Annotated in this window: 11 protein-coding genes; 7 read left to right on the forward strand and 4 right to left on the reverse strand. The window is 68.2% G+C overall.

What is annotated here, in order from left to right; translation table 11 throughout:
* Nucleotides 1-128: 128 nt before the first annotated feature.
* The 5 genes from E1263_RS25975 to E1263_RS25995 are packed head-to-tail and all read left to right on the forward strand — an operon-like array spanning nucleotide 129 to nucleotide 5709.
* Nucleotides 129-1058 carry an ABC transporter permease gene (locus tag E1263_RS25975; RefSeq protein ID WP_132171866.1) on the forward strand — a complete coding sequence of 310 codons (930 nt, stop codon included), beginning with the start codon at nucleotides 129-131 and terminating at the stop codon, nucleotides 1056-1058.
* Nucleotides 1058-2056, forward strand: coding sequence for an ABC transporter permease (locus E1263_RS25980; protein WP_132171868.1), 999 nt, complete (start codon nucleotides 1058-1060; stop codon nucleotides 2054-2056). The genes E1263_RS25975 and E1263_RS25980 overlap by 1 nt, the downstream gene beginning before the upstream one ends.
* Nucleotides 2049-3047, forward strand: a complete 999-nt coding sequence (locus tag E1263_RS25985) for an ABC transporter ATP-binding protein (RefSeq protein WP_132171870.1) — start codon at nucleotides 2049-2051, stop codon at nucleotides 3045-3047. Before E1263_RS25980 ends, E1263_RS25985 begins: the two co-directional genes overlap by 8 nt.
* A complete protein-coding gene (locus tag E1263_RS25990) occupies nucleotides 3044-4027 on the forward strand; it encodes an ABC transporter ATP-binding protein (protein WP_132171872.1) in 984 nt (327 codons plus the stop codon). Before E1263_RS25985 ends, E1263_RS25990 begins: the two co-directional genes overlap by 4 nt.
* Entirely contained in the window at nucleotides 4027-5709 is a 1683-nt protein-coding gene (locus tag E1263_RS25995) for an ABC transporter substrate-binding protein (protein ID WP_132171874.1), read from the forward strand. The genes E1263_RS25990 and E1263_RS25995 overlap by 1 nt, the downstream gene beginning before the upstream one ends.
* A 4-nt stretch (nucleotides 5710-5713) precedes the next feature.
* On the opposite strand, the gene E1263_RS26000 is transcribed toward E1263_RS25995, so the two are convergent.
* Together E1263_RS26000 and E1263_RS26005 are read right to left on the reverse strand one after the other, a co-directional pair.
* Nucleotides 5714-6211, reverse strand: coding sequence for a phosphatase domain-containing protein (locus E1263_RS26000; RefSeq protein WP_202869054.1), 498 nt, complete (start codon nucleotides 6209-6211; stop codon nucleotides 5714-5716).
* The gene (locus tag E1263_RS26005) at nucleotides 6204-6749 is read right to left on the reverse strand and encodes a GNAT family N-acetyltransferase (RefSeq protein WP_238161536.1); all 546 of its coding nucleotides are present in this window, start codon (nucleotides 6747-6749) and stop codon (nucleotides 6204-6206) included. The genes E1263_RS26000 and E1263_RS26005 overlap by 8 nt, the downstream gene beginning before the upstream one ends.
* Before the next feature lie 110 nt (nucleotides 6750-6859).
* Here E1263_RS26005 and E1263_RS26010 point away from each other — a divergent pair, with 110 nt between their 5' ends.
* The gene (locus tag E1263_RS26010; protein ID WP_132171878.1) at nucleotides 6860-7990 is read left to right on the forward strand and encodes a metallophosphoesterase family protein; all 1131 of its coding nucleotides are present in this window, start codon (nucleotides 6860-6862) and stop codon (nucleotides 7988-7990) included.
* Complete coding sequence (locus E1263_RS26015; RefSeq protein ID WP_132171880.1) at nucleotides 7987-10758, forward strand: AAA family ATPase; 2772 nt, start codon at nucleotides 7987-7989, stop codon at nucleotides 10756-10758. Before E1263_RS26010 ends, E1263_RS26015 begins: the two co-directional genes overlap by 4 nt.
* Here E1263_RS26015 and fdhD read toward each other — a convergent pair.
* The gene (gene fdhD / locus E1263_RS26020; RefSeq protein ID WP_132171882.1) at nucleotides 10742-11575 is read right to left on the reverse strand and encodes a formate dehydrogenase accessory sulfurtransferase FdhD; all 834 of its coding nucleotides are present in this window, start codon (nucleotides 11573-11575) and stop codon (nucleotides 10742-10744) included. The genes E1263_RS26015 and fdhD overlap by 17 nt on opposite strands.
* A gap of 3 nt (nucleotides 11576-11578) precedes the next feature.
* The coding region (locus tag E1263_RS26025; RefSeq protein WP_132171884.1) for an aminoglycoside phosphotransferase/kinase family protein at nucleotides 11579-12331 on the reverse strand (753 nt) is incomplete at its 5' end.

A 12331-nucleotide genomic window follows, 5' to 3' on the forward strand; every position in this document is an offset into this window, starting at 1 on the left:
GTCGAAGGGGGCTATCCGAATCTGGAGTTACCAAGTCGAGATTCTCAGGATTCAAGACACGGTCGGTGGGGTGGGAGGATGCCGCCTAACTTGTGTCGGCTGTTTGAAACAACTCGTCAGGAGAGCGTGTGAGTTCGTCGGTCGCCGGGGTGGTCTCACCTACCCGGCAAGCCTTGAGGCGGGTACGGCGTGATCGGAGCGCGCGCTTCGGTCTGGTGCTCGTGGTTGTGCTGATCGTGGTCGCGGCGGCGTCGCCGTTGCTGGTGAAGCTGTCGGGGCAGGATGCGTTCACGTACCACATCGACCTGCTCGATCCGGTGCGCGGAAACGCACCACGGGGATCGTTCGGCGGGGTGAGTGCGGAGCACTGGTTCGGGGTGGAGCCGCTGACCGGTCGGGACCTGTTCTCGATCGTGGTGCTCGGTTTGCGGACGTCGCTGGTGATCGCGATCGTGGTCACGCTCGTCACGACCGTGATCGGCACGCTGCTCGGCATCACCGCCGCGTATGTCGGCGGCTGGTTCGATGCCGTCCTGTCGCGGTTCCTGGATTTCCTGTTCGGCTTCCCGCAGCTCGTCTTCATGATTGCCCTCGGCATCATCGTGCCCACCAGCGTGCCGCGGCCGCTGCTGCTGATCGGCGTCCTGAGCTTCTTCGGATGGGCGGGCCTGGCCCGGCTGATCCGCGCGCAGGCCCGCTCGCTGGTCACCCGTGAGTTCGTCGAGGCAGCCCGCAGTGTCGGCTCGTCCGGCTGGTGGGTGATCACCCGCGAGCTCCTGCCGAACCTGCTCGGCCCGGTCCTGGTCATCGCGACCCTGGCGATCCCCGGCTACATCGGCGCCGAGGCCGCGCTCTCCTTCCTCGGTGTCGGCGTGCCGCCACCGACACCGAGTCTCGGCCGGTCGATCTCGGACTCGATCGTCTGGGTCTACACCGGTACCGACCCGTGGTTCATGGTGTTCCCCGGGATCGCCTTGTTCACGGCCGTCCTCGGCTTCACGCTGCTCGGTGACGGCGTCCGGGATGCGTTCGACGTCCGGCTGCGGAGGACCCACTGATGCCCGGCCTCGTGTGGTTCGTCATCCGCCGGTTGTTCTCCGCGCTGCTCGTCATGCTCGCCCTCAGCCTGGCGGTCTACCTCGTCTTCTACGCGATCCCGACCGACCCGGCACTGCTGGCCTGCGGCAAACCCTGTACGCCGGACCGCCTCGAGCAGGCCCGGCATTTCATGCAGCTGGACCAGAGCACGATGCAGCAGTACCTGAACTTCCTCAAGGGCATCGTCGCCGGCCGGTCGTACGGCGAGGGTGCGGCGGTGCTGCACTGCGACGCGCCCTGCTTCGGGTACTCGTTCCCGCTGGCCCGGCCGGTGTCCACGTTGATCGCCGACCGCTTCCCGGTGACGGCCTCGATCGCCCTCGGTGCGGCCGTCCTCTGGCTGGTCATCGGCGTCTCGCTGGGGGTGCTCGCCGCGCTGAACCGCGGCCGGCTGCTCGACCGGCTGGCGGTCGGATTCGCGCTGATCGGAGTGTCCACCCCGTCGTTCCTGTTCGGTCTGCTGGCGATCCTGGTCTTCGGTTTCTGGCTGAACATGGTCCCGGTCAACGGTTACGTGCCGCTGACCGAGAGCCCGGTCGACTGGGCCTGGCACCTGGTCACGCCGTGGCTGGTGCTGGCGGTGCTGCAGGCGTCGTCGTACATCCGGCTGACCCGGGCGCAGATGCTCGAGGAGCTCAACCTCGACCACATCACCACCGCGCGGGCCAAGGGCGCCGGAGAGCGCCGCGTCGTCGTCACGCACGGTCTGCGCGGCGCGCTCGTGCCGATCATCACGCTGTTCGGGCTGGACCTCGGTGGTCTGCTCGGCGGCGCGATCCTGACCGAGAAGGTGTTCAGCATGCAGGGGCTCGGCGACCTGCTGATCGACTCTGTCGGCAATCTGGACGTCGCCGTGGTGGTCGGGGTCACCCTGTTCGCCGCGTTCCTCGTCATCCTCGCGAACCTGGTGGTGGACATAGTGCACGGCGCTCTGGACCCGAGGGTGAGTCATGGCTGACCCGATCCTGGAGGTCCATGACCTGCGGGTCACCTTCGATACCGAGGGCGGCCTCGTCCCGGCGGTCGACGGCATCGACTTCGCCGTTGCGCCCGGCAAGACGCTCGCGATCGTCGGCGAGTCCGGCTCGGGCAAGAGCGTCAGTTCCGCGGCTGTGATGGGCATCCTGCCCTCGAATGCCGAGGTCAAGGGCGAGGTCCTGCTGGACGGCCGCGAGTTGGTCGGTCTGCCCGACGACGAGCTGCGCAAGATCCGCGGGAACGACATCGCGCTCGTCTTTCAGGACGCGCTGTCCGCGCTCAATCCCTACTACACAGTGGGATGGCAGGTCGCCGAGGCCTACCGGCTGCACCACGCCGTCTCGAAGAAGGCCGCCTTCAAGCGAGCCGTCGAGCTGCTCGACAAGGTCGGCATCCCGGATGCGGCCCGCCGCGCGAAGAGCTATCCGCATGAGTTCTCCGGGGGAATGCGGCAGCGGGTCGTGATTGCTATGGCTCTGGTGAACAACCCGCGCGTGCTGATCGCTGACGAGCCGACAACGGCTCTCGACGTCACCGTGCAGGCACAGATCATGCAGTTGCTGGCCGACGTCCAAGAAGAGTTCGGTACGGCGCTCGTCCTGATCTCGCACGATCTCGGCGTGGTCGCGGAGGTCGCTGACGATGTACTGGTCATGTACGCCGGTCGTGCGGCGGAGCGCGGTACGGTCCGGGACCTGTTCTATCGGGCCGCGCACCCGTACTCCTTGGGACTGCTCGGGGCGATGCCGCGGATCGACGTACCGCCGAAGCCGCGGTTGACGACAATCCCCGGCTCGCCGCCGTCGCCTGGGTCGATCAAGACCGGGTGCCCGTTCCAGCCGCGCTGTGCCTACACCGAGCGGGTCGGCGAGCGCTGCATCACCGAGCGGCCCGAGCTCACGCCGCGTCCGGGTGAGGGCGATCACGAGGCCGCCTGCCACCTGGGTCGCCGTCCGGAGGTCGTGTCATGACCGAGGAACTACTGCGGTTGGACGAGGTCCGGAAGCACTTCGGCTTGAGCGGTGCGCCGTGGCGGGCGGCTCAGACGGTCAAGGCTGTCGACGGGGTCAGCCTGGTCGTCCGCAAGGGCGAGACGGTCGGATTGGTCGGCGAGTCCGGTTCAGGGAAGTCGACGCTGGCGCGGGTCGCTACCCGGCTGCTCGATCCGACCTCGGGCCGGGTGCAGATCGGTGGCAAGGACGTCACCAAGCTGCGCGGCCGGCGGTTGCGGCCAACTCGTCGTACGGTGCAGATGGTCTTCCAAGACCCGCAGGCGTCGCTGAACCCGCGGCAGTCGGTGGGGACGATCCTCAGTACGCCGTTCCGTGCGCAGGGGACGCGGCCGACCCGGGCCCAGCTGATCGAGTTGCTGGAGAAGGTCGGACTGTCCGCGGAGCACCTGGAGCGGTATCCGCACGAATTCTCCGGCGGGCAGCGGCAGCGGATCGGGATCGCGCGGGCGCTTGCGGTCAGCCCCGAGTTGCTGATCTGCGACGAGCCGGTGTCGGCGCTTGATGTGTCGGTCCAGGCTCAGGTGCTGAACCTGCTGGCCGACCTGCGCGACGAGCTCGGCCTGTCGTACGTCGTCGTCGCGCACGACCTGGCCGTCGTCCGGCAGGTGGCGAGCCGGGTCGCGGTGATGTACCTCGGCACCATCGTGGAGGAAGGGCCCGCCGATCAGGTCTACGCGGCGCCGGCCCATCCGTACACGAAGGCGTTGCTCTCCGCGGTGCCGATGCCCGAGCCGGGAGTGACGCGCGATCGCATCGTGCTGACCGGCGACGTACCGACACCGATCTCACCGCCGTCGGGTTGCCCGTTCCGGACCCGCTGTTACAAGGCCGAAGACATCTGTGCCACGGATCGGCCTGTTCTGGAGATCATCAACGGCCAGACTGAGCATCGAGCCGCCTGCTACTTTCCCGAGCCACCCCCTCCCGAGAGGAAATGATGAAAACCATCACCCGAGCGGTCGCGGTTGCGGCCGTGCTGGCGTTGGCGGCCACCGCCTGCAACGCCAACAACAAGGACGCCCCGAGCGCCGGCGGTTCGGCCGTCGCCGAGCAGGGTGGCACGCTGTCGTTCCTGAGCACCAGCAAGGAGATCAGCTTCGACCCGGCCAAGAGCCAGAACCTCGGGACGAGCGCGATCCACCTGATCCTGCGTGGCCTGACCGCGTGGAAGACCTCGCCGGACGGCGCGACCGAGCTGGTCCCGGACCTGGCCACCGATACCGGTCAGGTCAGCGACGGTGGCAAGACCTGGACGTACAAGCTCAAGCCGGGCCTGAAGTACGCCGACGGCTCGACGATCGTTGCCGCTGACATCAAGTACGGCATCGAGCGCTCGTTCGCGCCGGAGCTGTCCGGCGGCCTGGGGTACCACAAGTCGCTGCTGGTCGGCGGCGACAAGTACACCGGTCCGTACAAGAACAACGCCTCGCTCGCCTCGGTGGAGGCGCCGGACGAGACCACGGTGATCTTCAAGCTGAACAAGGCTTTCGGCGACTGGCCGTGGGTGGCCAGCATGCCGGCGTTCTCGCCGGTCCCGAAGAAGGCCGACACCGACCCGGCGCACTACGGCGAGAAGCCGGTGGCCAGCGGTCCGTACCAGGTGAAGTCCTACACACCGGGTTCGAAGCTCGAGCTGGAGCGCAACCCGAACTGGGACAAGGCCAGCGACCCGGCGCGCACGGGCCTGCCGGACGCGTTCGTCTGGCAGATGGGGCTGGAGTCCAACGCGGTCAACCAGCGGCTCATCCAGGACTCGGGCGACGACAAGTTCGCCGCTGCGACCGGTGTCAGCATCCCGGCCGCGCTGATCCCGACCGTCACCGGTGACCCGGCCGTCAAGGCTCGCGTCGCCACGTCACCGTCGGGTGCGCTGCTGTACCTGGCGCTGAACAACAAGCGGCCCGGCCTGTCCAACGTCGAGGTCCGCAAGGCGATCCAGTACGCCGTCGACAAGCAGGCGATCCAGGTCGCCCGCGGTGGTCCGGAGTTCGGCGGCGAGATCGCCAGCACGCTGATCACGCCGGGTATCGAGGGCTACGCGAAGTACAACACCTACGAGGCGCAGCCGCAGGGTGACCCGGAGAAGGCCAAGCAGCTGCTGGCCGCGGCCGGTGTCAGCAATCTGACGCTGAGCCTGGTCGCCGACAGCGAGAGCCCCACCGGTGTCCCGATCGCCGAGGCGGTCCAGCAGGGCCTCAAGCGGGCCGGCATCAACGCCGTCATCAAGCCGCTGCCCAACAAGCAGTACATCGAGACGACCACGGGCAACAAGGGTGACTACGACCTGACCGTGTCGAGCTGGCTGCCCGACTTCCCGAGCGCGATCGGCAACATCCAGCCGCTGTTCGCCACCTCGGAGATCGGCAACGGCGGGTACAACCTGTCCCGCTACTCCAACCCGGCTGTCGACACTGCGATCGCCGCGGCCACCGCCGAGTCCGACCAGACCAAGGCCGCCGCCGCTTGGGCCGCCCTGGACAAGCAGATCATGAACGACGCCCCGCTCGTCCCGCTGCTGTACGCGCGCAACGCGTTCCTGCACGGCTCGAAGGTGCAGAACTTCTACCTGCCCGGCTACCCGCCGTACCCGAACACCCTGATCATGGGGCTCAGCAAGTAGTTCATTACGTCCGGCCCTCTTTCTCCTGGGCCTCGAAGAGGGTCGGCTGGGTCTCGGGATCGAGTCCCCAGTCGGCCCTCATCACTGTGTAGCCGGCTTTCTCGGCGACTGCGCAGACCTTGATGTCGTCATCGACCAGTACGGCGACAGGCTTGTCGTCGGAGAGTTTCCTGAGCCGGTCGATCTTCATCTGGGCGCCGGGGCGGCGGTCGGTGTTGCGCCGCATGTAGAGCGTGCCCTCGGGGAAGCCGTTGTCCTTGAGCCACTTGAGAGTGTCGCGACGGAGCTTCTCGGGGCGGCCGGTCAGGTAGACGATCTCGTGGTTCTCGCCGAGCGTGGTTGCCACGGCTAGGCCCTCGTCCAGGACGGCATCGTCCTTGGCCTGGGCGAAGAACGAGTCCCAGTCCTTGGGTTTGCGGTCGAGGAAATGCACCCGCTTGCTCGTGTCGGACAGCGTGGCGTCGATATCGAGGACGGCGTACGGGCGTTCATCGTCAGGCACGATGACGAGTTTCCCAGGTGTGCCGGTCGAGGGCGTACTCGACCTCGCCGAACTCGGTCCCGGGGAGGGGATCGTCGAAGTGCTCATGCCAGAGGCGGGTGAATCGGAGGCCGCTGCGGCGCATCACCGCTCGGGAGCGATGGTTGACCGCCATCGTGTCGGCGATCACACGATCCTTGCTGAGCTCCGTGAACGCATAGTCGATCAACGTCTTGGTGCCCTCGGTCGCATACCCGTTGCCCCAGGCTGACCGGAGCAGCCGATAACCGACATCGACGGTTGCCGCGTCGTCAGTCGGCTGCAATCCGAACCAGCCGACGAACGTGCGGGTGCCTTTCTCATGAGCGGCAAACGTACCGAGCCCCGGATGGTCGGCGTACACCTTCAGCATGGCCGGCAGAACGACGTTAGCGATCTCGTCTCGTGGCGTCGGTTCGCCGGTGAGGAACCGCATGACCTGTGGGTCGGAGTCCAGCTCGACCAGCAAGTCGATGTCGCCCGAGGTGAACTCGCGCAGTCGCAACCGTTCGCTCTCCACGGGGGTCAGCCTGCCATCGACCTTTGAGTGTCCGGAGTGTGGGCGGTTCGGGGCTGGGAGGTGTGTTGGGTTGGGTGGTTGTGGCTGGTCGGGTTAGCGTTCTCAGCGCAATGGAAGACTCGATCACGTTTCTGCACAGTTCGGACTGGCAGCTGGGGATGCTGCGCCGGTTCCTGGGGCCGGACGGTCAGGCCCGGTGGGGGCAGGCCCGGCTCGATGCTGTCGCGCGGATCGGAGAGGTTGCTGAGCAGTCAGGTGCTGCGTTCGTGGTGGTGACCGGGGATGTGTTCGAGCACAACCAGGTGGAGCGGCAGACGATTCTGCGAGCCTGTGAGGCGCTCAAGCGGATCCAGGTTCCGGTGGTGTTGCTGCCGGGGAATCACGATGCGCTGGAGCCCGGGTCGCTGTGGACGTCTAGCCAGTGGCAGGCGCACGCGCCGAAGCACGTGACCGTGCTGACGGATACGACGCCGGTGGAGATTGTGCCGGGGGTTGAGGTGGTGGGGGCGCCTTGGCGGTCGCGGCGGCCGACGTCCGACCCGGCAGCGGCTGCGTACGCGGACCTCCAACCACCACCAGCCGGTACGACGCGAGTCCTGCTCGCGCATGGGCAGTTGACGAGCTTGAGCGGTGGCATGTCCGAGGTCCCGCCGATCGACCAGGTGGCGCTCGAGGCCGCGGTCGCGGATGGACGGGTCCAGTACGTCGGTCTCGGCGACCGGCACTCGGCGACGAAGGTGACCGACCGGATCTGGTTCTCCGGGACGCAGGAGGTCACGACGCCCGAGGAGACCGATCCGGGCAACGTGCTGAAGGTGACGGTCAGCCAGAGCGAGATCGAGGTCGAGCCGATCCGGGTCGGCGCCTGGCACATGGTGGATCACCGCGTGGAGCTGTTCGACGAGGAGTCGCTCCAGGCGCTCGAGGACTGGTTCGCCGAGCTGCCTGACAAGGAGCGCACGTACGTGCGGCTGGCCGGGGACGGCTCACTCACTCTGCCGCTGCTCAGCCGCCTGGACACGATGATCGACGTACAGGGTGAGGCGTTCGCGAGCGTTGAGAAGTGGGCGAAGTTCTGGACGGTTCGCCCGGCGCCGGATGCGGCGGATCTGGATGCGTTGCAGTTGAGCGGCCCCGCCCGGGCTGCGATGGAGGAGTTGCGGCAGGCGTTGGCCGGCGGGGACGAAGGCGCGGGCGCCGCGTTGTCGCTGATGCACCGATTGGCGCGGGACGCGGGATGAGGCTGCATTCGTTGACGCTGCGGGATTTCCGCGGCGTCAAGGACCGTACCGTTCGGCTGCCGGCCCTCGGTACGACGGTGGTGGTCGGCGACAACGAGGTCGGCAAGTCGAGTCTGGTCGAGGCGTTCGGGCTGATCTTCGACTTTCCCGACGACTCCAAGTCGACCCGGATCCGCGACATCCAGCCGGTCGGTCAGGACGTTGGCCCGACGGTCACCGCCGAGCTGACCTTGGGCGGCCGTGAGCTCATCTACACCAAACGCTGGCTGAAGAACCGGTCGACCGAGCTGGCCATTGTCGCGGCCGACGGACGCCGTACGGCGTGGACCGGCCGCGAGGCGCACAACGAGGCCGAGCGGTTGTTCCACGAGTACGTCGACCCGGTGCTGTGGCAGACCCTGATGGTCAGCCAGGGGCAGTCGCTGATCCTGCCGTCCCCGGCTGACGCCGAGCCGCTGATCGCTGCGGTCACGGCCGAGTCCGGTACGCCGGTCGATGGCGCGTCGATGCCGTTGGTGAGCGCGGTCGAGCACGAGTACCTGCGGTACTGGACGCGTGGCGGCCGGGCGACTGGCGACTACGCGCGGTCGGAGAAGACGGTCACTGCGGCTGAGCTGCAGGCGGCCCACGCGTTGAAGGCGATGGAGGACGTCCAGCAGGACATCCGCCGGGCCGAGCGGCTGACGCTCGATCTGGCCGACGTCGACAACCGGCTGGCCGACCACCTGAGCACGGTCGAGGAGGTTCGCGAGCGTAAGCAGGCGACCGACGAGATCCTGCTGCGTCGCGACACCGTCCGCTCGAAGGCCGAGACCGCGCGGGCCCGGTTGGTGAACCACACCCGGACCAGGGAAGAGCGCGAGCGGCTGCTCGACGAGGTCGAGCGGTTCACGAAGATCGACGTCGAGCTGGCTGAGCGCCGGGCTGATGCCGACACCGTCGCGAAGGCCGCGACCGAGACCGTGCAGGCGGCCGAGGCTGCGCTCGCGGAGGTCATCGACCTCAAGGACATCCGGCGGACCGACGTGCAGGACGCCGAGCGGCGGGTCAGCCGGCTGGTCGACGAGGCCGAGCTGGAGCGGTTGATCGGGCAGCAGACCGAGCTGATCGACGTGCGCTCCCGGATCGTGACGGCCGCCGCGGTGCTGGACAAGATCAAGGTCGACGACGGGTTGTTCGCGGCGCTCGAGGACGCCCGGTCCGCAGTGGTCGAGGCGCGTGCTGCGCTGGCGGCCGGTGTGCCGGAGGTCGTCGTACGGCGACTTGGCGCGGAGCCGGTCGAGTTGTCGGGCAAGGGCGTGGAGTCTGGCCAGAAATCCACCGGCCGGATGCCCAAGGAGCTCGGGTTCGACGAATCGGCTGAGCTGCTGGTCTCGGGTGAGCTGACCATCGGCGTACCGGGCCAGCTCGAGGTGACCATTCGCGCGGGCGGCGAGGCGGCGACGCTGCGGTCCCGGGTCGATGACGCGGTGCGGCGTGAGAGGGAGCTGCTGAAGAAGGCCGGGGTGAAGGATGTCGCGGCCGCGCGGGAGCAACTGCGCAGGGCGGATACGGCGTCGGCCGAGCTGCAGGAAGCGCGTCGTACCGAGAGGTCGTTGACGTCTGCGGGGGATCCGGGGGAGCGGATCGCGGTGCTGACCGCGCGGCTCGGGATCGGCGACGAGGACGGCGAGCAAGGCGGTTCGAAGCAGGCAGCCGTTGAGGGCGTGCCGGGGCAGATGTCACTGTTCGAGGAGTTTGTCTCTCCGCTCGACACGTTGTTCGACGACTTCGAGCTGCCAGAGGCTCCGGCGGATGATCTGGGAGCTGCGCAGCGGGTGCTGGACGACGTACGGGCTGAGCTGGCCGGTGTCGAGCGGCTGCTGACAGATGCGGAGTTCGCGGCGGCGCAGGCGCGCAAGGCGGCGGATGAGGATCGCTCCGAGGCGCAGCAGGCGCGGGCGCGGTCGGAGATCGCGGAGGAGCGGTTGGCCGCTGCTATCGACTCTCTGAGCTCGGCGCGGAAGGCTCTCGACGACGCTGCGGTCAGTGCGGCCGAAGCGGACGCCATGGCTGAGGTCGAGGCGGTGCTGGAGGAGCTGACCGCGGTCCAGGAGCAGGCGGATGCGGCTGGCGCCGACCAGGTGGCCGGTGAGCTGGTGGATGCGTTGGCGGTCGCGACGCGGATGCAGGGTGAGCGGGACACCCTGCGCGACGCGCTGCGGACCACCGAGGGCCGGCTGGAGCAGTCCGGGCGGGATGGGCTGGCGACTCGGCGGGACATGGCCGAGCTGGAGCTGGCCGACGTACGGAGTGAGCACGAGCGGCTGGAGCGACGGGCTGAGGCAGCACGGCGGGTGTACGAGACGCTGGGGCGGCATCGGGCTGAGGCGCAGACCAAGTACTCCGAGCCGCTGCAGACGCGGATCGAGGCGTTGGGACGCAGCGTCTACGGGCCGTCGTTCAAGATCTGGCTGGATGACGACCTGGCGGTGGCCGAGCGCGAGCTGGATGGGATCCGGCTACCGATCGAGGCGCTGTCGACGGGTGCGCAGGAGCAGCTCGCGATCATCACCCGGCTGGCGATCAGCCACCTTGTCAGCACCGGCGATGGCAGTGTGCCGGTCATCTTCGACGACGCGCTGGGCTGGTCCGACAAGGCCCGGCTGCGCGACATGGGCGCGCTGCTCGGCCGGGCCGGCGATCATGGGCAAGTCATCATCCTGACCTGTATGCCGGACCGCTACGAGTACGTCCCGAAGGCGACCTTCATCAAACTGGACGGATGATCCCCTCGGGGCGGCTGTAGACGACACAGCGCTCGCCGCGGGCGAAGCCGACCAGGGTGATGCCGAACTTCCGGGCCAGGTCGACGGCCAGGCTGGAGGGCGCGCTGACGGCGACGATCATGCCGATCCCGGCCGCGACGGCCTTCTGGATGATTTCGTAGCCGGCGCGACCGCTGACCGCGAGCACCAGGCCCTTGCGGGACTGCTGGTTGAGGACAGTCCAGCCGACGACCTTGTCGACGGCGTTGTGGCGGCCGACGTCCTCCTTGACGACCACCTTGCGGCCGTCGGTCGTGAACAGACCGGCCGCGTGCAGACCGCCGGTCCGCGAGAACGTGGGCTGGGCTTCGCGGAGCAGATCCGGGAGGCGCCGTACGACGTCGATCGAGACCTCGACGGGGTCGACCGGGTCATAGTCGCGCTCGGCGAGTTCGTCGAGGGATTGCTGGCCGCACACCCCGCAGGCGGCCGACGTGACGCCGTACCGCTGGGGTGGTTCGCGGTCGGGCGGGCCGTCGAAGGTGATGGTGACGGTGTTGAACTGCTGCTCGCGAGTGAGCACCTGGTCGGTGCAGTAGGCGACCGTCCGGATCGCTCCCGGGCGAACCGCGAACCCCTCGCCGAGGCAGAAGCCGGCGGCTAGCTCGAAGTCCGATCCCGGGGTGCGCATGGTGACGACGAGCGGCTCGGGTGCGCGACCCGGCCACTCGAGTCTGAGCTCCAGCGGCTCCTCGGTGACAACAACGTCCTCACGCCGCGAGGTGCGCTCGCCGTCGAGCACCTCGACCTTGAACCTGCTGGTCGGAGCTTTGGTCATGCCTCAACGGTAGGCGGTCCACCCACGTCGCGTCGCCAGCCAGTCCAGGAACGTCCACGCAGAGAACCTCTGATGCTCGCGCAGCGCCGGTGTGGTGCCGATCGGTGGTGGGTTGTCAGGGTTCTTCAGCATGTACGACGCTATGGCCGCGATGAAGCAGTCGAGCTGCTCGGCCGGTACGTCGGCGGTGAGCGGGCTGGTGCGGATCGCCGCGAAAGTGTCGATGCCGTGGTGCTGTGCGACCGGCAGCAGACCAACCCAGTCCAGCCAGCGCGGTCCGAGCGCCAGCCAGTTCCAGTCGACCGCCCAGCAGGCGCCAGCGGTGTCAATCAGGAGGTTGTCCGGTCGCAGATCCGTGTGGGCGGCCGCCTCGCCTGTCAGCGCCTCCGGTACGGCGGTCATCAGGTCAGCCAGCTCGGGCAAGACCCGTGGGACCCACTCCTGCAGCCCGCGTGGCAGCAGGCGGTCGCCCGACAGGATCTGACTCGGCACCAGCAATGACGATTCGCCGGATTCGAGAGTCTCTAGGAAGGTGCCCAGCCCGGCGATCGGACTGGGGTCCAGTGCGGCGGCCATCTGCTCGCACCGCTCGGTCACGACGGCAAAGTCCTCGGGCGTCCAAGGCGCGCCCGGCATCCGCCCAGGCACCCACTCGGACACCACTGCAAACCACGCGGGCTCGGGGGCCGAGTAGGGCGCGGTGGAGTCGGGGGTGGTGAAGCTGGGTTCGATGGCTGCCACGCGGACGTTCTTCGG

Origin of the sequence: Kribbella antibiotica (assembly GCF_004349055.1) — a bacterium.
GTDB lineage: Bacteria > Actinomycetota > Actinomycetes > Propionibacteriales > Kribbellaceae > Kribbella > Kribbella antibiotica.

Bases quoted from the DNA above. Each gene is read 5' to 3' on its own strand.
- E1263_RS25985 (WP_132171870.1), top strand. From the start codon at position 2,049: ATGGCTGACCCGATCCTGGAGGTCCATGACCTGCGGGTCACCTTCGAT.
- E1263_RS25995 (WP_132171874.1), top strand. From the start codon at position 4,027: ATGAAAACCATCACCCGAGCGGTCGCGGTTGCGGCCGTGCTGGCGTTG.
- E1263_RS25980 (WP_132171868.1), top strand. From the start codon at position 1,058: ATGCCCGGCCTCGTGTGGTTCGTCATCCGCCGGTTGTTCTCCGCGCTG.
- E1263_RS26015 (WP_132171880.1), top strand. From the start codon at position 7,987: ATGAGGCTGCATTCGTTGACGCTGCGGGATTTCCGCGGCGTCAAGGAC.
- fdhD (WP_132171882.1), bottom strand. From the start codon at position 11,575: ATGACCAAAGCTCCGACCAGCAGGTTCAAGGTCGAGGTGCTCGACGGC.
- E1263_RS25990 (WP_132171872.1), top strand. From the start codon at position 3,044: ATGACCGAGGAACTACTGCGGTTGGACGAGGTCCGGAAGCACTTCGGC.
- E1263_RS26010 (WP_132171878.1), top strand. From the start codon at position 6,860: ATGGAAGACTCGATCACGTTTCTGCACAGTTCGGACTGGCAGCTGGGG.